Here is a 21,809-nt window from a genome sequence, read left to right as displayed (position 1 = left end):
AAATCAACCGTCCGCGAAAGTCTTGGGACCTCCGGTGCGGCATGGTGCAGCGACCAATGAAGTGCCGGCGTTTTGGCACAACGGAGCTGTTTATGACCCAAATTGATCATCAGGTTCATCCTATCGGCCCGGTTGCGGGCTCACGCATTTTCAAGTTCATCGCCTTTCTGTACGGAATTGCGGCGTATCTCGTGTTTTTCATCACCATTCTCTACGCCATCGGTTTCGTCATGGGGCTGGTGGTGCCGAAGACCATCGATACCGGGACCGACACGCCCGTGGCCGAGGCCATCATCATCAATCTGCTCCTGATGGCCCTGTTTGCGGTCCAGCACAGCGTAATGGCGCGCCGGCAATTCAAGGCCTGGTGGACGCAGTACGTCCCCAAGCCGGTCGAGCGCAGCACCTATGTGCTGTTTGCGAGCCTGTCATTGCTCCTCCTGTTCTGGCAGTGGCGTCCGCTGCCCAGGGTCGTATGGGACGTCGCGAACCCGGATCTTGCTGTGACGATCGTCACGCTGTCGCTGGTGGGCTGGGTCCTGGTGTTCACCTCGACATTCATCATCAATCACTTCGAGTTGTTCGGCTTGCATCAGGTGACCAATCATCTCGTCGGCAAGGAGGCGTCGCCGCCGCGTTTCAAGACGCCGCTGCTCTACAAATTCGTCCGTCATCCGATCTATCTCGGCTTCATCATCGCGTTCTGGGCGGCGCCGGTCATGACCGCGGGCCATCTGCTGTTCGCCGCCGTGACCACGGCCTACATCTTCGTCGGCATCGCGCTGGAGGAGCACGACCTCATCGATCTCTTCGGCGACGAGTACCGGCAGTACAAACAACGGGTGTCGATGCTTATTCCCTGGCGCAAGTCGGTATAGCTTGCGCGTCGTTCCGTCGCGTCCCCCGAAAGGAGGACGCGCGGCGGCGCCGAGGCGCGTATCGGAGCTTGCCGGACGCAACCTTCAACGTTTCTCGGGGTGAATCCCCCTCATCCCGACGCTATCAGTGCGAGCAAACCTCGCTGCGACCCCCGCATTCGTTTCTTGCCGAGTTATCGGCAAACAGGAGCGGGGAGAGGAATCTGAACAATCATCAACGGAGACGACCTAATGAAACATGTTGGAAACTGCTTCTGTGGCGCAGTCACGATCGAGGTCACAGGCGCGCCGGAGGCGATGGGCTATTGCCATTGCAGCTCGTGCCGCTCGTGGTCGGCCGGTCCCGTGAACGCCTTCAGCCTGTGGAAGCCCGAAGCCGTGCGCATCAGCGAAGGTGCAGAGAATGTCGAGACCTTTGCGAAGACGCCGCTCAGCCAGCGCAAATATTGCAAGAAGTGCGGCGGTCATCTCATGACCAACCATCCGCCGCTCGGCCTGATCGACGTCTTCACTGCCACCATCCCCACCCTCGCGTTTGCACCAGGCGTCCACGTCAATTACGCCGAGACGGTGCTGCCAATGCGCGACGGACTGCCCAAGCTCAAGGATTTCCCGGCCGAATTCGGCGGCAGCGGCGAGATGATGCAGGAGTAGCGGCGCCCTTCTCCTCTCCCGCAAGCGGGAGACGAGAAATTAGCTACCTCATCCCCGCGCGCCGCAATCCCTCGAGATAATGCTCGCGATCCTCGTCCCGCAGCATCGGCAGCTCGCGTGTGATCCAGGCCAGCGAGATGCCGGGCTGGGCGCGGCGCAAGCCTTCCAAGGCGGAAGCCGCGCGCGCGGAATCCCCTGACATACCGGCGGCGGCCGTCAGCACGCGATGCGCGCCGACGAAATCGGCGCGCTGCCGCATCGACTCGCGCGCCATCTGTGCGGCGCCTTCGTAATCGCGGCCGATGAACCGGGCATAGGCCGCGACGCCGCAATAGATTGCTGCGAGCGGGTCGCGCGGGCTCAGCCGCAGCGCGCGGCGCGCCGCGACATCGCCGTTCTGCCATCGTCCCGCGTAGCACAGCGTCACGCCATAGAAGGCGTGCGCCATCGCAAAGTTCGGATTGAGGTTCAGCGCCAGTTCGAACTCCGCCAGCGCGTCGTCGAAGCGGCGGCGGAATAGATAAGCATACGCCAGACCATGATGAGCCCAGGCATCTTCGCGATCGGCCTCCACCGCCGCGAGCGCGGCGCGCTCGGCGACCGGCACGGTCGGGGCCATGTCGGACCAGCCCATATGCGCGCCGAAGATGTGGCTGGTTGCGAGCAGGCCGAGTGCCTTGCCATAGGCGGGATCGAGCGCGACGGCCTCTTCGAGCAGTCCTTGCGCGGCGGCATTGTCCTCGCGGGTGATGCGCCAGTAATGCGACAATGCGCGCATCACAAGGTCCCAGGCATCCAGGCTTCCCGGCGGCTTCTGCTGGGCGCGAAAACTCTCGGCGGTATAGAGCTGCGGCTCGATCGCGGCGACGATCGCCTCGGTGATCTCGTCCTGCACCGCGAAGATGTCGGCAAGCTCGCGGTCGTAGCGTTCGGCCCAGAGATGGCTGCCGGTCGAGACGTCGTTGAGCTGCGCGGAGATACGCACGCGATCGCCGCTCCGCCGCACGCTGCCTTCGAGCACGTAGCGCACGCCGAGCTCGCGCGCGACCTCGTTCATGTGCACCGCGCGGCCCTTGTAGACGAAGGAGGAGTTGCGCGCGATGACGAAGAACCAGCGCAGCTTCGACAGCGCGGTGATGATGTCCTCGCTGATTCCGTCCGAGAAATAATCCTGCTCGCGGTCGCCGCTCATGTTGGTGAAGGGCAGCACCGCGATCGCGGGGCGGTCCGGTAGCGGCAGCGGGGCCCGTAGAAGCTTCGCTTCGAAATCGGATTCCGGCGCGGTTGCCCCACGCTTGGTTTCGACGTCGCCGACGAAACGAAAACCCTTGCGTGAGATGGTGCGGATCAGCGCCTGGCTCGCGCCGCTGTCTCCGACCGCCTTGCGTGCCGCATTGATCCGGCTGGTCAGCGTGGATTCGGAGACGCTGCGCCCGTGCCAGATCTTGTCGATCAGCTCGTCCTTGCTGACCACCCGATCGCGGTTCTCCATGAGGTGGACGACGAGATCGAAGACCTGCGGCTCCACGGCAACGGGAACCTGCTCGCGGCTCAGCTCGCGCAAGTCGGTATCGAGCAGGTGATCCCGGAACAGAAACTGCACGTCGAAAACTCAGACCTCAAGGCAACATCGGGCAATAATGAAAGCAAAACGGATTTCGGCTGATGTCTGTGAGTCCGCCGAGGGGCCTGCCCGGTTCACCACGATCGCGTGATGGCAGGCATGCAGTTTACGGGGAGGAATGCAACCTGGATTAGAATAAAGCCGTTTCGGCCGGATTGTCGCGATTTCCTCACGTCGTTGCGAGCAATCCAGCCTGCCGCCGCGGAGCCAGCGTGGATTGCTTCGTCGCAAGGGCTCCTCGCAATGACGGTGTTGAGGCAATGGCGTGCGGCAGCTGCCGACGTTGTCCTGGCCTTCGCGACGGCATCGAATGTGTGACGAATAGTGAATGTCCATTGCCGAACAGTTCCGTGTGCGTAAGCTGCCCTCACACAAAACACCAACCACGAAGAAACGCTCATGCCCGCTTTTCATGCGTCGACCACCGTGCTCGATTCCATGCTGTTCCGCGATGCCTTCGGCACGCCGCAGATGCGGGAGGTGTTTTCCGATATCGCGACGGTCGCGCGCTATGCCGAGGTCGAGGTGGCACTGGCGAAGGCGGAAGCGAGATGCGGAGTGATTCCGCAGGACGCGGCCGATCAGATCGCCGCGCGGACCGACGTTGCCGCGCTGGATTTCGACCTGTTGCGGCAGGAGACCGATGTCGTCGGCTATCCGATCCTGCCGCTGGTGCATCAGATGGTGAAGCAATGCGGCGATGCCGGCCGCTATGTGCATTGGGGTGCGACCACGCAGGACATCATGGACACCGCCGTGGTGTTGCAACTGCGCGCAGGGCTTGAGATCGTCGAACGGGACATCGCGGGCTTGCGCAAGATCCTCGCCGATCTATCGAGGCGCTACCGCGACACGCCGATGGCGGGCCGCACCCATCTCCAGCAGGCGCTGCCGGTCACCTTCGGCTACAAGACCGCGATCTGGCTCGCGATGTTCGACCGCCACGCCGAGCGGATCAGTGAGTTGAAGCCGCGCGTCCTGGTCGGTCAGTTCGCCGGTGCCGCCGGCACGCTGGCCTCGCTCGGCGACAAGGGGTTCGAGGTGCAGGAAGCGCTCTGCGCCGAACTGAGGCTCGGCGTCCCCGCTTCGACCTGGCACGTCGCACGCGACGGTTTTGCCGAGGCCGTGAATTTCCTGGCGCTGGTCACCGGCTCGCTCGGCAAGATCGCGCTCGACATCATGATCATGGCCTCGACCGAATTCGCCGAGGTCTATGAGCCCTTTGTCAAGGGACGCGGCGCTTCCTCGACCATGCCGCAGAAGCGCAACCCGATCTCCTCGGAACTCATGCTCGCGGCGTCCAAGGCGGTGCGCCAGCATGCCGGCCTCATGCTGGATGCCATGGTGCAGGATTTCGAGCGCGCCACCGGGCCCTGGCACGCCGAATGGATGGCGATCCCCGAGAGCTTCGTGCTGACCGCCGGCGCGTTGCACCAGGCGAAATTCGCGCTCGCCGGCCTCATCGTGGATGAAAGCAAGATGAACGAGAATCTCGCCGTCAGCCGCGGTCTGATCGTGGCCGAAGCCGTCATGATGGGGCTTGCGCCGCAGATCGGACGGCAGGAGGCCCATGACGTGGTCTATGATGCCTGCCGGCTCGCCAATGAGAAAGGTCTTACGCTGGCGGACGCGCTGTCTTCCGACGCCCGCGTCTCTGTCAGAATCGACCGTGCCACGATCGAGGCGCTGACATCACCGAAAAATTACCTCGGCCTTGCTCCCGCCATGGTCGACCGGGTGCTGAAATCGGCAACGCGTTGAAAACCAAAATGCGCGAAACTGCGTATCTTTGGGGTGTCGCAAGGCACTCGCGCACTTGTGTCTCGCGATGCTAGACTTAAATTGAGCAAGAGACGTTCGGCAGAGGACCCGGCATGACTGATCAACGCAACACCTCCACTCCCATCGATCCCGTGAAGCTCGACCGGCTGGCCGAGGTGGCGGTGAAGGTGGGCCTGGGCTTGCGGCCGGGCCAGGATCTGCTCTTGACGGCACCTGCGATCGCGTTGCCGCTGGTGCGGCGGATTGCCGTGCATGCCTACAAGGCCGGCGCCGGCATCGTGACGCCCATTCTCTCCGACGAAGAGATGACGCTGGCGCGCTACCGCCACGGCCACGACGACAGCTTCGATCGCGCCGCCAACTGGCTCTACGAGGGCATGGCCAAGGCGTTCTCCAACAACACCGCCCGTCTCGCCATCGTCGGCGACAATCCGATGCTGCTGTCGGGCGAAGATGCTTCCAAGGTCGCGCGCGCCAGCAAGGCCAATTCCATGGCCTATCAGCCGGCGCTGGAAAAGATCGTCAATTTCGATACCAACTGGAACATCATTGCGTATCCAAGCCCATCCTGGGCAAAGCAAGTCTTTCCGAACGATCCTGAAGAGGTCGCGATCGGCAAGCTCGCGGACGCTATCTTCGCGGCGTCCCGCGTCGATCGCGACGACGCGCCGGCCAATTGGGCGAGCCACAATGCGGTGCTGCGCGAGCGCACCAACTGGCTCAACGGCCAGCGTTTCCGCGCGCTCCAGTACTCGGGACCGGGCACTGACCTCACCATCGGGCTCGCCGACGGCCATGAATGGGAAGGCGGCGCTTCGCTCTCCAAGAACGGCATCAGCTGCAACGCCAATATCCCGACCGAAGAGGTCTTCACCACGCCGCATTGCCGGCGCGTCTACGGCCATGTCGTGAGCTCGAAGCCGCTGTCCTACCAGGGCACGCTGATCGACAACATCGCGGTGCGTTTCGAGGACGGCAGGATCGTCGATGCGAAGGCTTCGCGCGGCGAGGAGGTACTGAACAAGGTGCTCGATACCGACGAGGGCGCGCGCCGTCTCGGCGAGGTGGCCCTGGTGCCGCATTCCTCGCCGATCTCGCAGAGCGGACTGTTGTTCTACAACACGCTGTTCGACGAGAACGCTGCCTCGCACATCGCGCTTGGCCAGTGCTACTCGAAGTGCTTCGTCAATGGCGCGCAGCTCACGCCGCAGCAGATCGCCGCGCAAGGCGGCAACCAGAGCCTGATCCATATCGACTGGATGATCGGCTCGGCCGAGACCGACATCGACGGCATTCTCGCCGACGGCAGCAAAGTGCCGGTGTTTCGCAAGGGCGAATGGGCGAAGTAACTACGCCGCCGGGTTGCGCAGCATCGGGCTGTTGTCGATGCTGAAGCGGTTGAACAACGTCGTGAACGGGCTGCCATCGGTGGCCCGCACGACGGCGTCGGAGGCCGCCACCGCATCGTAGAGCGCACCGACCGGATCATTCGCCTCGGGCAGGTCGAGGCCCCTGCGGATTTGCTCGCGGGCCTCGTTGACGTCGTCCTCGTCGTCGAGTGTCGCCTCGAGCGCATCCGCCGCCCGCCGCATCTCATGGAGGTCACTGCCGATCTGCCGAGGGCTTTCGATGCCGCCAACGGTGAACCAGGGCTCCTCTTCGGTTGCGAAGGAGACATCGAGGCTGCCGAGCCAGGCGACGACCTCGCCGTGAGCTTTGAGAACCTCCGGGGTGAGGGGCATCGGCAGGGCTCCTTCAGACGCTTCGCGCACTTTGTCGCACCCCGGAAAAGAAGGGTTCATGTGCGCGAAATTGCAGGGAAATTGCGACGTTAACCGTTTCGCGTCTGCAACTTGCGGCTGATTGTCGGGCCCTCCGTAAGAAAGAATTAAAAATCGGCTACTAGCGTTCCCGCCATCTTTGAACAATCCGGGCCGAGATCCGGGCAGGTCATATTTTATCCCCCGAGGAAACAGATGTCGCGCACATTGATTGAAAACAGTCATTGCAATGTAGATCTCGAGCTCCGGCCGATCGAGCCGTCCTGGATTATCGAAGGCAATCCGGTGTCGCGCTCGCACATCCTGTCCACCAGCGCCGACGGCACCGCTTCGACCATCATCTGGGCCTGCACCGAAGGGCGCTTCAACTGGTACTACGATATCGACGAGACGATCATGATCATGGAAGGATCGATCGTGCTCGAAAGCGACGGCATGCCGCCGAAGCGCTACGGCCCGGGCGACGTCATCTTCTTCCGCGACGGCGCACATGCCAAATGGCATGTCGAAGGCCACGTCAAGAAGATCGCCTTCTGCCGCAAGACCAATCCCGTGATGATCGGCTTCCTGATCCGCGTCGTCAACAAGCTCAAGAAGATCTTCGTCGCCACCGGCGAGCGCCGTCCGGCCTCGCTGATGGGCGCAAATTAGAGTTCAAACAGTTCAAGGACGCTTCCCAGCGGTCACGACGGAACAGGGGCCGGGATCAACATCCCGGCCCCTGTTCTCGTCATGGTGCCAATCCCTTTAAGGCAAATCGAGCCGGTAGAAATTGCTCGCGGTCTGCGAGAACAACGCCGTCTTCTCGGTCTCGCTCAGGGGCGCCGCGATACGCTTGAACGTGTTGAAGATCACCTGGTAGCTGCACTGGCCCTTGTCCGGCGGGAAGTTGCTCTCGAACATCGCGCGCTCGGGTCCAAACGCCTCGATGCAGGTTTCGATGTAAGGCCGCCACGCCGCGGCAAGCTCCTTGGATGATGGCGGACTCGCGCGCAAATGGAAGTCGTAGCCGAGCAGGCACATCGCGAGCCCGCCGAGCTTCACCACCACGTTCTCGCATTTGGCGATCTCCCGGATCGAGGCGCGCCATTGCGGAAACACCTCCTCGCGTCGCCCGGCAAAGCGGCCGATTCCGGCCGGGCCGCCGCAATGGTCGAGCACGATCCTGGTGTCGGGAAATGCGCGGGCGAGCTCGGTCAGCTCGCCGATTTGCGGATGGAACAGCCAGGCGTCGAAGCTCAGGTTGAGCGGCGCGAGGCAGGCAAAGCCCTTGCGGAAGGTCGGGTCCTGCAGCAATCCCTGCGGCCGGCTCGCATACATGCCGGCGACAGCAGGATCCTGGTCCCAGGCCGAGGAATGCCGGATGCCGCGGAAGCGACCGTTGCCCGCCGCGATCTCGGCCTCCAACACCGGTTGTGCGGCATCGCCGAGCAGCAGATTGACGTGGCTGACGATGCCGGCGCAAATCGCGGCCTTGCCGTAACCGCCGCTGGCGCTCATCGCGGCGACGCCATTGGCGAACTCGACTTCGCCAACCGGCCGGAACGCTTCGGGCCCGTGCGCGCGATACATCGAGCGGCAATCGACATAGACGGTGGCGATGACGTTGTGGCCGGAGGCGATATCTGCCGCCATCTCCTCGATCAGATAGCGGTGCCCGCGATTCCAGAGATGGTGATGGGGATCGACGATCGGCCGTGAGGGATCGATGATCTCCTCCTGATGCAGCGCGAGCCAGTCCTCGCGCGGCTCGACGAATAGCCCGCTCGTGTTGGCGGGCAAACCGCTTGCAGCCATCGGCGTGCGCTCCCTTGATGTATGCTTCTTGTTTTGGGAGCCTAGCACCTCGTCCTCGCATGCACCAACGCGCGTTGCGCAATCGCGCCCGTCATCGCGGTACAGCGGCGCCGGCGTCAACCCTTGCGCCGCTTCGCCCTCACATCGACCACCAGCCGCCAATCGGTTGCGGTGGCCGGCTTGACCTCGCCGAGCCAGTGGAAGAAATCCTCGGTGACTTCCGTAAAACTCCAGCGCGTCAGGTCGCCAGCTTCGGTCGTGCCTTCCTGCACGATGTCGGCATCGCGTGGACGGCCGATCTGCTGGCGGAATATGCAGCGGCCGGGATCGAACCATGAAATCCGCCAGGCATCGATGGTCGGATCGTAGACCCGCAGCGTCGTGCCGTACCAATTGCCGGAGATCGGCAAGGCCGGGATGCCGGCCGGGCGCGGAATGATCCAGACGTCTTGCACGGCGCGGCCCTCCAGCACCCAGCCGAAATGGATTTCGCCGGGCGCGGTGTGTTTCGTTCCATCGGGTCCATGGGCGGTGATCTCGGCGTCCCAATCGCCGACGAAGCGGCCATAAAGCTGGAGTGCCGCCGCGTGCTGGGGGCTCGGTCCGTCCGCGTGCAATAATCTCGCAAAGTCGGTCATGTCGATCTCCCTTTGCGGGAGATCAGCACGACCGGCCGGCAGCCGACTTGGAGAAAATTGCGTCACACCCCGTCGAGGATGATCACCGTCGGCTTCGACGGCAACGCATCTCGGGACATCCGGAAACTTCGTTCCATGCGCCGGTCGATCTCGAACTGCTGGCCGATGCGTTGCATGAAATCGTCGAGCGGGGTGGCGAAGCGGTGCATCGGCAGCACCACCGAGGCGCGCAGCCGCTTGGTGATCTCGGAGACGCCGTCGAGCGACATGGTGTAGGTGCCGTCGATCGGCACCATCACGATGTCGAGCCGCCCGATCTGGGCGAAGTGGCTGTCATCGAGCTTGTGGTGAAGATGGCCGAGATGGCCGATGCAGAGGCCCGCCACCTCGAAGATGAAGATGGAGTTGCCGTCACGGATCATGTCGGCGCCGGCATCGTCGCCGAAATAGCGGCGGATGTCGGTCGTGACGTTGCGGATGAAGGTGTCGCCGATGCGCTCCGACACGATGGCCGGCTTGCCGTCCTCGCCCCAGCCATGCAGCACACGAGGAATGCGCTTGTCGGGATATAAAGAGTAGTGCGTGCTGTGGGCCCGGTTCATGGTGACGACATCGGGCAGCCGGCCCACCTGGTAGGCCCCGCTATAGTCGGTGGCGATGCGTAAGCCGCCGGGCGTGTCGATGAAATAGGTGGAATGGCCGGCATAGGTGATCTCGACCTCGGGCGCAGCAGCCGCCTGCCTGAACGCGACGGACATGAGGCGCGGCGCAGCATTCGCCATCGCCAAGCATTCGCTGCGCTGCGACTGCTGGGCGGTGGCAGGTGAGAGGAATGCGCCGAACAGCGCCAGAGCCGCCGAAACCAGTCGCCGCATGAATCCATCCCCGATGACTTCAGGGGAAAGTCTAGCTTGCAATGCAGCGCGTGGCCAACAGTGCGCGATCAATAGCGCGTCAGTGTCGCACCGTCACGCCCGCCCTATGATTCGCGCCTTTACTACTCCCGCCGCGGGCTGAACTTCCAGGTGAGGGCGACGAGGCTCGCGGTGATCAGGCTGCTGACGAGGCCGACGATGGGCAGCGTGAGCACCAGCGCGGCGCTGGCAGCCCAGCCGATCGAGGAGAACGCCTCGGCAAAGGTCGCAAGCCGCGACGAGGTCTGGCGGCGGCGGAATTGGCTGCGCCGGGCTTGCACCCGGAACCAGAGCTGGATTGCGGTGGCGGAGGCCGCACTGACGATGACCGCACCGGCGCTGACCGCGGCCTGGAACGCCGAGGCGAAAGCGAGCGCCGCGATCAGCGGGCAGAAGATGACGCCGATCGCGATCAGCACCACCTCTATCTTGGCGCGGATGACGCTGGACGGCGGCAATGGCGCGGTCGCAACCAGGTCGGGCGCGTCCTCGCCCGAGAGCGTCAGCCAGGCAAGCCCGCCGGCGAGTTGTCCCGCCGCCATGACGATGACGGGCGTGATCAGCGTCAGCGCCGCGGAGCTGTCGGCAAAGTTGCGCCAGAGCAGCAATGCCGGCGGCACCAGATAGAGCAGCTGCATCAGCGTCTGCGAGATCAGCCAGGGATCGCGCCAGAGCAGCGAAAATTCCTTGCGCCGTAGGGCATGCTGCCGCGATCCGCCGCGGAACGGGCGCTCCTTCGCGCTGCGACGGCCGGACGCGCCATAGGCGGCGGCATCGATCGCCGTGTCCGCAAAGCGGCCCGAGAAGATCGCCATGACGCCTCCGAGCAGCACGAGGCCGAGCGCCAGGAGCAGCAGCAGCGCTTCGGCGTCCCCCATCGCCGCCCGCGCCGGCCACCACCAGATGCTGTCGGCATCGGGCGCGTAAGCGGCCAAGCTACCCGAGGTCAGGATGGTGAAGCGCGACAGCGTGCCGTAGGACATGATCGCCGCCACCTGGAGCGCGATCACGAAGCCGGCGCCGATGATGGCGGCGAGGATCTGGGCGACGAACCGTGTCCGCGCCGGACCGATCAGGCGGAACAGCAGGATGGTGACGGCGATCGCGATCGCTGCGGCCGACAGGCCCATCGCGACGACGACGCCGAACGCAGCAAGCCAGCGCGCGCCGCCCCCGAACACCAGCACGTCGATGAAGGGTGTCGAGAACAGCAGTGCCATCACCGTGATGGCGAGCGCGATCGCGGCGATGCGCACCGAGAACAGATTGGCCAGCGTCGCGGGTGAGGACATGATGAGGTCGAGATCGGCGCGTGCGTAGAACACCCGCGTCACCGATTCGATCGCCTGTGACAGCATCAGCGTCCAGGCCAGAAAAATTGTCGCCGAAATCACGATCAGCGAGGATTTGTCGAGCGGCAATTGCAGGTCGGCGAAGCGGCCGATCACCGCCCAGGCCGGGACGTGCAGCAGCGCCGCGAAGAACAGCAGGCCGATCACCGCGGCACGCGTTCGATTGCGCCGCCCGCCGGTCATCATGGCAAGCCATTCGCGCCAGGCGAGCCGGAGCTCGTGGCGGGCGAACCAGGACAGCGCGGTGGCCGAGCTCATGCGGCTTCCTGGAGGGTCACCAGCGCGATGAAGAGATCTTCCAGGCTGGTATCGGCGTGCCCGTTTTGCTGCCGGAGCTCAGTCAGCGTGCCCTCGGCAACCAGGCGGCCGGCTGCGATCACGCCGATGCGGTCGGCCATGCGTTCGGCGACCTCGAGGATATGCGTGGTCATGATGACGGTGCAGCCGGCGCGGACGCGCTCGCTCAGGAGTCCCTTGACATGGCGGGCGGAGACGGCGTCCAGTCCCGTCAGCGGCTCGTCGAGGATGATGAGGCGGGGATCGTGCACCAGGGCGCCGGCGAGGGCGACCTTCTGGCGCATGCCCTTGGAAAAGCCCTCGCAGCGTTCGTGCCGGTGCAGCTCGAGCCCGAGCGAGTTCAGGAGCTCCGTGGCGACCGGTTCCGAGGCCGATGGTGCGATGCCCCACAGACCGGCTACGAACTCGAGATATTCGAGCGGCGTGAGCTTGTCATAGATCATGGGCTCGTCGGAGACCCACGCCATCACCTGCTTGGCGGCGACGGGGTTTTGGAGCGCATCGATGCCGAAGATGGAGACCGAGCCGGCATCGGGCCGCAAAAGGCCTGCAACCATGCGCAAAGTGGTGGTCTTGCCGGCGCCGTTGGGGCCGACCAGCGCATAGAATTCGCCGGCATGGATGGTGAGATCGAGGTTATCGACCGCCAGACGGTCAAAACACTTCGTTAACCCCATGACTTCGAGCGCCGAGTCGTCCCGCTTCATCACGGCCACACCTTGCGGTTTTGCATCGCTCGCGACCATGCCCCGAAGATGTTTCGGCACCGTGAATCGCGCTGCCGCAAATTCCGTCATCCGGATTGGACTAATGGCAAGTCACCGTTTGTTGACAGCGCTTGGCGGTTCAGGCTGAATTGGTGAAGGGACGAATGGCGCGAACGCAGCGAAACGACTGCGTAGCGACTGAACACAAGATGCGGCAAGGCGGTCAGGAAGAACCGCCGGTTGTATCGGGAGGATGCGCGACGATGCTGGATTTCGTTCAGCAGCTGGTCAGCGGTGTTGCGCTCGGCTGCGTCTACGGCCTGATCGCGCTCGGCTTCGTGCTTGTCTACAAGGCCACCGAGGTCGTCAATTTCGCCCAGGGCGATTTGATGATGCTGGGCGGCTTCTTTGCCTTCACCTTCATCGGCATGATGGGGCTGAACTACTGGATCGGCTTTGCCGGTGCGGTGGCGGCGATGGCGCTGTTCGGCATGCTGGCCGAGCGCGTGGTGGTGCGGCCGATCCTCGGCTATCCGCAATTCTCCATCATCATGGCCACCATCGGGCTCGGCTATTTCCTGCGCTCGATCGCAGGCATGATCTGGGGGACCGATGATCTGAAGATCGAGACGCCGTTTAGCCAGGGCGTGCTGCGCATCGGCCCGCTGGTGCTCGCCTACGACAAGCTCTCGGTGATCGCGGCGACCATGATCCTGTGCACGCTGCTCTATCTGTTCTTCAACAAGACCACGCTCGGCACTGCGATGCGCGCCAGTTCCGAGAACATGCTCGCGGCCTATTACATGGGCATTCCGGTCAAGCGCGTGGTGTCGATCGTCTGGGCGATCAGCGCGGCGGTCGCGACCTGCGCCGGCGTGCTGCTGGCGCCGATCACCTTCATCCATTCCAATGTCGGCCTCGTGCTCGGCCTCAAGGCGTTTCCGGCCGCCGTGCTCGGCGGCTTCGGCTCGATCCCCGGCGCCGTGGTCGGCGGCGTCCTGATCGGCGTCATCGAGAGCATGGCGGGCTTCTATCTGGCCGAGGGCTGGAAGGACGTCGCGCCCTACATCGTGCTGCTCGCCGTGCTCTTGCTCAAGCCCGAAGGCCTGTTCGGCCTTCACGTCCGCAAGAAGGTCTGAACGCATGCGCTTCCTGTTCAAGACCGACTACGAGGACGACATCAGGCTGTTTCCGCATTCGGGCTATTACGTCTCATACGGTCTCCTGCTGGCCGTGCTGCTGATCGCGCCCTATGTGCTCTCCAGCTATCTGATGAGCCAGCTCGTCTTCGTCTGCATCTATGCGACCGTCGGCGTGGCGCTGCTGATCCTGACCGGTTTCACCGGGCAGGCCTCGCTCGGGCACGCGGCGTTCCTCGCGATCGGCGCCTACACGGCGGCGTACTTGCAGACGTACAACGTGCCGTTCCCGGTCTACTTCCTCGCCGCAGGCCTTCTGTCCGGTTGCATTGGCGCGTTGGTCGGCTTTCCCGCGCTGCGGCTCCAGGGCATCTACCTCGTCATCGCCACTATCTCCTTCGCCTTGATCGTCGAGGAGATCCTGGCGCGTTGGGAGAGCGTGACCCACGGCAACGAGGGCATGCGGGTGAAGACGCTGTCGCTGCTCGGCGTTGCGGTGCCGCGCGACAGCCCCACTTTCTATTTCCTCTGCCTCGCCGTGCTGGTGCTGACCATCGTCGGTACGCTCAATCTGCTGCGTTCGCCCACCGGGCGCGCCTTCGTCGCGATCCGCGACAGCGAGACCGCGGCGCGCAGCATGGGCGTCAATGTCGCGCTGTACAAGGTGAAGTCCTTTGCGATCTCCGCGGCGATCACCGGCTTCGCCGGCGTGTTGTTCGCGCACAAGCTCTCCTTCATCTCGCCGGAGATGTTCACGCTCCAGCTCTCGATCGAGTTCATCATCGTGATCCTGATCGGCGGCACCTTCAGCCTGCACGGCGCGGTGCTGGGGGCGATCTTCATCGTGATGATCGATCCGTTCCTGACCTACCTCAAGGACGACATGCCCGGCATCATCGCCGGCATTGCAGCGACCTTCGGAGCGGGCACGCAAGCCGCAGCCAATGTCCAGTCCAAGGTCGCGGCCTTTGCCTCGCTCAACGGCCTGAAAGGCGCGATCTACGGCATCATCATCGTATTGTTCGTGCTATTCGAGCCGCTCGGGCTTTACGGCCGCTGGCTCAAGATCAAACTCTTCTTCCAGCTGTTCCCGCTCTATAAGCGCGCCACCTTCAAGCGGCAGAAGATCTACGTGAAGTCGGAGCGCAACCGATGAGCTATTTTCGCGCCGAGAACTTGTCCCTGCATTTCGGTGGGCTGAAGGCCGTCGATGCGGTGTCGTTCGCGGTCGAGAAGGGCGAGATCCTCTCGATCATCGGGCCCAACGGTGCCGGCAAGAGCTCGATTTTCAACCTGATTTCGCGGATCTACCGCCCGACCTCGGGTCGCATCTTCTTCGAGGACCAGGACATCACGGAGCAGCCGCCCCACGACATCGCAAGGCTCGGCATCGCCCGCACGTTCCAGAACATCGAACTGTTCGAGAATGCGACGGTGTTGTCGAACCTGTTGGTCGGCCGCCACCGGCATTCGACCACGCAGCTTTGGCAGGAGCTGTTGTTCCTGCCGGGCGTGCGCGCCGACGAGAAGGTGCATCGCCGCAGGGTCGAACAGGTCATCGAATTCCTCGATCTCGAGCCCTACCGCGACAAGCTGATCTCGGGTCTGCCTTACGGCGTGCGCAAGGTGATCGAGCTGGCGCGCGCGCTGTGCTCGGAACCGAAGCTGATCCTGCTCGACGAGCCGTCCTCCGGTCTCAACGTGGAGGAGACCGACGACATGTCGTTCTGGATCCGCGACCTGAAGAGCGAGCTCGGCGTCACCGTGCTCATGGTCGAGCACGACATGTCGCTGGTCAACCGCGTCTCCGACCGCGTCATCGCCCTGAACTACGGCCGGGTGCTGGCGATGGGCTCGCCGGCCGAAGTGCAGCAGCACCCCGATGTCGTCGCCGCCTATCTGGGAGCCTGACGCGATGGATGCCGTGGCGACACCAGATATCATCCTGAAACTCTCCAACATCGAGAGCTATTACGGGCCGATCATGGCGATCCGCGGCATGTCGCTCGAAGTGCCGCGCGGCCGCATCGTCACGCTGCTGGGCGCCAACGGCGCCGGCAAGACGACGGTGCTGAAGACGATCTCGGGCATTCTCGATCCGCAGAAGGGCGCCATCGAGTTCATGGGCAAGTCGATCCAGCGCATGGAGGCGGACAGGATCGTGCGGCTGGGCCTCAGCCACGTGCCGGAGGGACGCGAGGTGTTCCCGTTCCTGTCCGTGCGCGAGAACCTGATGATGGGGGCCTATCCGCGCAAGGATCGTAACGGCGTTGCGGACGATCTGGGGCGCGTCTACGGCTATTTCCCGCGGCTGAAGGAGCGCATCAACCAGCCGGCCGGACAGCTCTCCGGCGGCGAGCAGCAGATGCTCGCGATCGGCCGCGCGTTGATGAACCGGCCGACGCTGTTGCTGCTCGACGAGCCCTCGCTCGGGCTGTCGCCGATCCTGGTGAAGGAAATCTTCGCGATCATCCGTCGCGTCAATGAGGAGCAGGGCATGTCGATCCTGCTGGTCGAGCAGAACGCCAAGGTGGCGCTGGAGACGGCGCATTATGGCTATGTACTGGAGATCGGCCGGATCGTGATGAACGACAGCTGCGACCGTTTGATGCATTCGAAGGACATCCAGGAATTCTATCTTGGCGCCAAGGAAGCGGGCGCACGAGGCGAGCGGCGCTGGAAAAAGAAGAAGACTTGGCGTTAGAGGAAGACGTTAGGGGAAGACTTGGCGTTAAGGGAAGACTTGGCGTTAGAAAAAGCCTTAAATACCAATGCCCATCCGCCAATATAGACCGCCGGCAAGGCAGGCAGCGGAGGGGAACGCGACAGGGAGGAGACGTGCATGGCCCGACCGGCGGTGCTGACGGTCGCTGACACGATCGCGAAAAGCTTTTTGCGCGCCGCGGAGACGCGGGGCGACAGGCCGGCTATACGCGAGAAGAAATTCGGGATCTGGCAGCCGACCAGCTGGCGCGAATGGCTGGAGATCTCGAAGGAGGTCGCCTACGCGCTGCATGCCATCGGCGTCAGGCCCGGCGACGTTGCTTCCATCATCGCCAACGCCGTGCCGGAATGGGTCCATGTCGACATGGGCATTCTGTGCGCCGGCGGCGTCTCTTCCGGGATCTATCCGACCGATGCCTCATCCCAGGTCGAATATCTCGTCAACGATTCCCGGACGAAGGTGATCTTCGCCGAGGACGAGGAGCAACTCGACAAGATCCTGGCCTGTCGCGCACGCTGCCCGTCTCTGCGAAGGATCATCGTGTTCGACATGGAGGGCCTCAGCGGCTTCTCCGATGAGATGGTGATGTCGCTCGACGAGTTTCGCGCGCTCGGGCGCAACCACATGGCCGGCCGCGAGGCGCTGTGGCAGGAGATGGTCGACAGTCGTAGCGCAAGCGATCTCGCGGTCCTCGTCTATACATCCGGCACCACGGGTCCGCCCAAGGGCGCCATGCACGCCAACCGTAGCGTCACGCACCAGATGCGGCACGCCAACGATTTCATTCCGGCGCGCGAGAACGAGGACCGGCTGATCTTCCTGCCGCTTTGCCACGTCGCCGAACGGATCGGCGGCTATTACATCTCGGTCGCGCTTGGCTCGGTGATGAATTTTGCCGAGAGTCCGGAGACTGTGCCGGACAATCTGCGCGAGGTGCAGCCGACCATCTTCCTCGCGGTGCCGCGGATCTGGGAGAAATTCTATTCCGCCATCACCATCGCGCTGAAGGATGCGACGCCGTTGCAGCAATGGGTCTACCGCCGCGCCATCGACATCGGCTATCGCATGGTCGATTGCAGGATTGAAGGCAAGCCGCCGCCGCTGCCGTTGCGGCTCGCCAACGGCATCGCTTACCGGCTCGTCTTCCGCAACATCCGACGCATGATCGGGCTCGACCGTTGCCGCATCGCCTTCACCGGCGCGGCGCCAATCGCGCCGGAGCTGATCCGCTGGTATCTCGCGCTCGGCATCGACATTCACGAGGTCTACGGCCAGACCGAGAATTGCGGGGTCGCCACCATGATGCCGGCGGAGCGGATCAAGCTCGGCTCGGTAGGCAAGGCGGTTTCCTGGGGCGAAGTCGCGCTGTCACCCGAGGGGGAAATCCTGATCAGGGGCGACTTCCTGTTCATGGGCTACCTGAACCAGCCGGAGAGGACAGCCGAGACCATCGACCATCGCGGTTGGCTGCATACCGGCGACGTCGGCACCATCGACAATGAGGGCTTCGTCCGCATCACCGACCGGATGAAGGACATCATCATCACCTCCGGGGGCAAGAACATCACGCCGTCCGAGATCGAGAATCAACTGAAATTCTCGCCCTACATCTCGGATTCCGTGGTGATCGGCGACAAGCGGCCATACCTCACCTGCCTCGTGATGATCGACCAGGAGAATGTCGAGAAATTCGCGCAGGACCACGACATCCCCTTCACCAATTATGCCAGCCTGTGCCGCGCGGCGGAGATCCAGGACCTGATCTGGCGCGAAATCGAAACGGTCAATGCCAATTTCGCCCGCGTCGAGACCATCAAGAGATTCTATCTGATCGAACGCCAGCTCACCCCGGAGGACGAAGAGCTGACGCCAACCATGAAGCTGAAGCGCGGCTTCGTGAACAAGCGTTATGCCGCCGAGATCGACGCGATGTATCCGGCGCGGGCGGTGGCTTGAACAATCTTATTTGAATAACAGCGAAGGAGTGAAGGCCCCACCCTTCGCATCATAAGGGCCCCAAGGAGAGGAGACTTCAATGTCGAGATCGTTGAAAACGTTCGGCTTTGCGGCAGGCGCGGTGGTGCTCACCTGTCTGCCTGCCGCGGCGCAGACCAAGGTCACCAATGAGGGCATCTCGGCCTCCGAGATCGTCATCGGCACCCATCAGGATCTGTCGGGGCCGATCAAGGGCTGGGGTGTGCCAGTCTCGAACGGCATGAAGATGGCGGTCGAGGAGATCAACGCCGCCGGCGGCGTCCAGGGGCGAAAGATTCGGCTTGTCGTCGAGGACAGCGGCTACGATCCGAAGAAGGCCGTGCTCGCGTCGCAGAAGCTGATCGAGCGCGACAAGATCTTCGCGATGGTGGGGCCAATGGGCTCGCCGACCGTGCTGGCGGCGCAGGATATCCTGCTCGACGCCGGCGTGCTTCAGCTCTTCCCGCTGACGGCGGCGGAGTTCACGTTCAAGTTCGATCCCGCCAAGCCGCAGGAGCGGCTGAAGTTCAACAATCTGCTGCCCTATGTCGAGAGTACGCGGGCGGCGCTGAAATACATGATGGAGTGGAAGAACTTCAAGAAACCCTGCATCATGCATCAGGACGACGAGTACGGGAAGAACGTGCTCGACGGCTTCAACCAGCAGCTTACTGCCATGAAGGTGCAGCCGGCCTCGATCACGAGCTACAAGCGCGGTGCCTCCGACTTCAGCGCGCAGATCGCCAAGATGAAGTCCGACAGCTGCGACCTCGTTGTGCTCGGCGCTGTGCTCCGTGAGCCCATCGGCGCGATGACGGAAGCCAAGAAGCTCGGCTGGGAGGTCACCTTTCTCGGCGCGACGCCGACCAACGTGATGGAGGTGCCCATGCTCGGCAAGGAGGCGGTCGAAGGCCTCTATGCTGCGTCCGGCTTCGAGATTCCCTATGAGGACACCGCGAAGGGCAAGGTGAAGGACTGGCTGGTCAACTACAAGAAGATGTTCAGCACCGATGCCAACACGCAGGCCATCATTGGCTACAATGCGGTGATGACGTTCGCGTTTTACGCCAACAAGGCGGGCAAGGATCTGACCGGCCAGAAGATGCTGGACGCGCTGGAATCGGGCGACAAGTTCCTCGACATCTTCAACTCGCCGCCGACCAAATTCTCCAAGACCGACCACCTCGCCAACACCATCACCCAGGTGCAGCAGGTCAAGGGCGGCCGCTGGGTTCTGGTGAAGGACAATCTGATGTTTTGATTTCTTCGCCTCTTCCCGCATGCGGGGAGAGGCGGGAATTTGCGCAGCAAATCCGGGTGAGGGGGCTCTCCCAAGAGTCTGTCACCGGATTCGCTGAAGCAGCCCCTCACCCCAACCCTCTCCCTGCGAAGAGCGGGAGAGGGAGAGCACACAGCCCTACGATCCTCCACCCGCGGTGCCTGAATTCACCGGGGCCAGTTCGTCTTCCCGGCAGCGCCAGCCATCGGCGGCTTTGACAAATGCAAACGTGCGCTGGATCCGCAGGCGGCGTGTGACGTTGAAGGCGTCCGTGGAGCGCTCCTTGTTGCCGACGCCGGGCTGCGGACGACCCGTTCTGGCATCCCAGCAGGTGCCCGTACAGGTCGTGGCGATCTTGCTGCAGGTGGCGAAGGGCGCCAGCACGGCCATCTCGATCTCGCCCGTGACCTGCGCCTCCTGCTCGCCCACCTGGCTGTCGAGTGCGTAGACGCGGTTGATGCGGAGGAAGTTGCCGCAGGAATTGGCCGCGTGGATTCGCGCGGCGCAGAAATCGACGGCATCGGTGTCGGGCGAGTGGGCTGCGACCTGCCGGCCGAACACCTTCTTCGGATCGCCTTTCGCCGTGCCAATCTCGTCAGCCTTGTGCTTCAGATAGCCGGCGAGACAGTCCTCCGCGGACTCGAGTTCCCCGAGCGGCACGTTCTCCTTGCCAACCAGATTGCATTTGCGATCGCGCTCCCGCGTCCACCGGCCGTATTCGGCGAAGGCAAAGCGCGCCGCGGTCGGATCGAGCTTGCCGATCAGGCCGAGAACCTGGCTGTTCAACTCAGTCTCGGCCAGCGCCAGCGACGGGTCCGCACAGATCAGCGCGCCCGCGGCGGTGTTGGCGGCGAGACAGTCGAAATCCGGATCGCGTACGATCGCTGCGCGCTCATCGGTCACCTTGAGAAGACATGCCTTCACCCGGTCGAAATCTTCGGCGCGGATCGCGGTCTGGCCGACGATGCCGCAACCGAGATTGCGCTGGCGGATCCAGATCGCGTTCTCCTCGATCCCAGGCAGGCGATCGGGCAGGCGGGCAAGCCGCGCCTCGATTCCCGTGCTCAGCTTCTCGGCGGCGGCGGCAAGCTCGGCATCACCGCAGAACAATTGATTGCCGGGATCGCGGATCTGCTGGCAGTTGTTCTTGGCAAACAGCGGCAGCCTGTCGGCGACGGAGCGGTCGGACGGGCTGGATTGCGCGAAGCCTGGAGCCGCCGGCAAGGCCAGCAGCGCAAGCATAGTCAGCACGATGAACCGCATTCCAGTCGCCCCCGCATAGCCGCGGGCATGCTAGCGTCCCGAATCGCGCGGCGAAATGGCTTTGTGGGGTAAGCGTACTTTTTACCGGGCTACAACAAGATCAACGCGCCTCGGCGGCGATCATCGAGAACCGCACGGGCTCGTCGACATATTTCAACACGGCCGACTGGTAGAGCACGAACAGCGGCTGGTAGCTACGTGCAGCGTCGTCCTCGACCATTGCCATGCGACGGTTGTCGAGCATCAGCCAGTGGCCGTCGAGCCGTGCAGCGGCAATCGCATGCTCTTCGCCGGCCCTGAGGTCGCGCACCACGACGATGCGGATATCTTCGGCGGCAATGCCCGCGAGCTTAAGAGCGGCGAGCTTGGCAATGGCATAGTCCTCGCAATCCCCGGCGCCACGCGCGAAGGTCGCGAGCGGCGAGCTCCAGACGTCCTCAGAACCGTCATCGGCGGCGCGGATGCCGAGGTTGATGGCGCGATTGGTTTCGCCCAGCCGGGCGCGGCCGTCACGGCTGCGGGCCTGGTCGACGATCGCGAGCAGTTTCAGCGCAGCGGGCGAAGCGCAATTGTTCCGGTCGCCGTCGCACAGCGCGAGCTGCACCATGTCATCGTCGAGCCTGGACCTCAGCGCGAGCCATTTCTCTTGCAGGCTGCCGGCTGAGATGGCGAAGGCGAACACGCCGAACGGCTCGGCGGATTTGCGCACGAGGACGCCGGCTCCCGGCGATAGTAGCGTGCCAGCGCGAAGCTCGGCGGCCGATCCGAGTAGGATCAATCCGCACAGCACAAGGATAGCGCGCCAAGCGCGCGAACGAGCAGCGGTCTCCATCTGACATCCCCTTCCGGCTTCGCCAGGTCCCCCTCGACCTGCACGTGCCGGGCTTTGTTGCTTTCGCGGAGATAGTGCGAGGCGGGCGGTTTTGTTCTGCTTAACGCGCCCGGCTGGGGTCCCAAAACCGGGCAACAGGCTGAAACGGGCCTGCTCATATTGCGTAAAATTTT

20 protein-coding genes are annotated in these 21,809 nt (G+C 63.5%); 11 read left to right on the top strand and 9 right to left on the bottom strand.

Features of this window, described 5'->3' with window-relative positions; translation table 11 throughout:
- Positions 1-92 precede the first annotated feature (92 nt).
- Together mddA and RX329_RS39635 are read left to right on the top strand one after the other, a co-directional pair.
- Positions 93-878, top strand: a complete 786-nt coding sequence (gene mddA / locus RX329_RS39640; protein WP_085358049.1) for a methanethiol S-methyltransferase — start codon at positions 93-95, stop codon at positions 876-878.
- 231 nt (positions 879-1,109) lie between these two features.
- Complete coding sequence (locus tag RX329_RS39635) at positions 1,110-1,532, top strand: GFA family protein (RefSeq protein WP_085358047.1); 423 nt, start codon at positions 1,110-1,112, stop codon at positions 1,530-1,532.
- Between the two features lie 43 nt (positions 1,533-1,575).
- Here RX329_RS39635 and RX329_RS39630 read toward each other — a convergent pair whose 3' ends face one another.
- Positions 1,576-3,135 carry a winged helix-turn-helix domain-containing tetratricopeptide repeat protein gene (locus RX329_RS39630; protein ID WP_018458174.1) on the bottom strand — a complete coding sequence of 520 codons (1,560 nt, stop codon included), beginning with the start codon at positions 3,133-3,135 and terminating at the stop codon, positions 1,576-1,578.
- A gap of 420 nt (positions 3,136-3,555) precedes the next feature.
- Here RX329_RS39630 and pcaB point away from each other — a divergent pair, with 420 nt between their 5' ends.
- Together pcaB and RX329_RS39620 are read left to right on the top strand one after the other, a co-directional pair.
- Positions 3,556-4,917, top strand: coding sequence for a 3-carboxy-cis,cis-muconate cycloisomerase (gene pcaB, locus RX329_RS39625; protein WP_085358045.1), 1,362 nt, complete (start codon positions 3,556-3,558; stop codon positions 4,915-4,917).
- 113 nt (positions 4,918-5,030) lie between these two features.
- Entirely contained in the window at positions 5,031-6,287 is a 1,257-nt protein-coding gene (locus RX329_RS39620; RefSeq protein ID WP_085383885.1) for an aminopeptidase, read from the top strand.
- On the opposite strand, the gene RX329_RS39615 is transcribed toward RX329_RS39620, so the two are convergent.
- A complete protein-coding gene (locus RX329_RS39615) occupies positions 6,288-6,680 on the bottom strand; it encodes a hypothetical protein (RefSeq protein WP_085358041.1) in 393 nt (130 codons plus the stop codon).
- A 234-nt stretch (positions 6,681-6,914) separates the two neighbouring features.
- On the opposite strand from RX329_RS39615, the gene RX329_RS39610 reads away from it, so the two are divergent.
- Entirely contained in the window at positions 6,915-7,370 is a 456-nt protein-coding gene (locus RX329_RS39610) for a cupin domain-containing protein (protein WP_085383886.1), read from the top strand.
- 96 nt (positions 7,371-7,466) lie between these two features.
- Here RX329_RS39610 and RX329_RS39605 read toward each other — a convergent pair whose 3' ends face one another.
- From RX329_RS39605 to RX329_RS39585, 5 genes are all read right to left on the bottom strand, one after another.
- Positions 7,467-8,516 (bottom strand): amidohydrolase family protein, encoded by a 1,050-nt coding sequence (locus tag RX329_RS39605; RefSeq protein WP_085358037.1) that lies wholly within the window; start codon positions 8,514-8,516, stop codon positions 7,467-7,469.
- A 116-nt stretch (positions 8,517-8,632) separates the two neighbouring features.
- Positions 8,633-9,154, bottom strand: coding sequence for a hypothetical protein (locus tag RX329_RS39600; protein ID WP_085358035.1), 522 nt, complete (start codon positions 9,152-9,154; stop codon positions 8,633-8,635).
- A 62-nt stretch (positions 9,155-9,216) separates the two neighbouring features.
- A complete protein-coding gene (locus tag RX329_RS39595; RefSeq protein WP_085358033.1) occupies positions 9,217-10,029 on the bottom strand; it encodes an MBL fold metallo-hydrolase in 813 nt (270 codons plus the stop codon).
- A 122-nt stretch (positions 10,030-10,151) separates the two neighbouring features.
- Positions 10,152-11,678, bottom strand: a complete 1,527-nt coding sequence (locus RX329_RS39590; RefSeq protein ID WP_018458183.1) for a hypothetical protein — start codon at positions 11,676-11,678, stop codon at positions 10,152-10,154.
- Positions 11,675-12,424 (bottom strand): ABC transporter ATP-binding protein, encoded by a 750-nt coding sequence (locus tag RX329_RS39585; protein ID WP_085383890.1) that lies wholly within the window; start codon positions 12,422-12,424, stop codon positions 11,675-11,677. The genes RX329_RS39590 and RX329_RS39585 overlap by 4 nt, the downstream gene beginning before the upstream one ends.
- 263 nt (positions 12,425-12,687) lie before the next feature.
- Between RX329_RS39585 and RX329_RS39580 the strand changes: the two genes are divergently transcribed.
- The 6 genes from RX329_RS39580 (at position 12,688) to RX329_RS39555 (ending at position 19,523) form a co-directional block, all read left to right on the top strand.
- Positions 12,688-13,563: a branched-chain amino acid ABC transporter permease gene (locus RX329_RS39580; RefSeq protein WP_018458185.1), complete on the top strand. Its 876-nt coding sequence runs from the start codon at positions 12,688-12,690 to the stop codon at positions 13,561-13,563.
- Between the two features lie 4 nt (positions 13,564-13,567).
- On the top strand, positions 13,568-14,719 hold the full coding sequence (locus RX329_RS39575; RefSeq protein WP_018458186.1) for a branched-chain amino acid ABC transporter permease: 1,152 nt from the start codon (positions 13,568-13,570) through the stop codon (positions 14,717-14,719).
- A complete protein-coding gene (locus tag RX329_RS39570; protein ID WP_018458187.1) occupies positions 14,716-15,474 on the top strand; it encodes an ABC transporter ATP-binding protein in 759 nt (252 codons plus the stop codon). The genes RX329_RS39575 and RX329_RS39570 overlap by 4 nt, the downstream gene beginning before the upstream one ends.
- A 4-nt stretch (positions 15,475-15,478) precedes the next feature.
- Complete coding sequence (locus RX329_RS39565) at positions 15,479-16,267, top strand: ABC transporter ATP-binding protein (protein ID WP_085358059.1); 789 nt, start codon at positions 15,479-15,481, stop codon at positions 16,265-16,267.
- Between the two features lie 138 nt (positions 16,268-16,405).
- Positions 16,406-18,244 (top strand): AMP-dependent synthetase/ligase, encoded by a 1,839-nt coding sequence (locus tag RX329_RS39560; protein ID WP_085358029.1) that lies wholly within the window; start codon positions 16,406-16,408, stop codon positions 18,242-18,244.
- Positions 18,245-18,323: 79 nt separating this feature from the next.
- Entirely contained in the window at positions 18,324-19,523 is a 1,200-nt protein-coding gene (locus RX329_RS39555; RefSeq protein WP_026233521.1) for an ABC transporter substrate-binding protein, read from the top strand.
- 156 nt (positions 19,524-19,679) lie between these two features.
- Here the strand turns inward: RX329_RS39555 and RX329_RS39550 are convergent, their stop codons facing one another.
- Positions 19,680-20,804, bottom strand: a complete 1,125-nt coding sequence (locus tag RX329_RS39550) for a lysozyme inhibitor LprI family protein (protein WP_085349300.1) — start codon at positions 20,802-20,804, stop codon at positions 19,680-19,682.
- Positions 20,805-20,904: 100 nt separating this feature from the next.
- Positions 20,905-21,636, bottom strand: coding sequence for a transglutaminase-like cysteine peptidase (locus RX329_RS39545; protein ID WP_085349301.1), 732 nt, complete (start codon positions 21,634-21,636; stop codon positions 20,905-20,907).
- Between the last annotated feature and the right edge of the window lie 173 nt (positions 21,637-21,809).

It is taken from the genome of Bradyrhizobium sp. BWC-3-1 (assembly GCF_032917965.1).
Lineage (GTDB): Bacteria > Pseudomonadota > Alphaproteobacteria > Rhizobiales > Xanthobacteraceae > Bradyrhizobium > Bradyrhizobium canariense_D.
The sequence above is the reverse complement of the archived record's forward strand: the minus strand, read 5'-3'. Positions and strand labels throughout refer to the sequence as shown.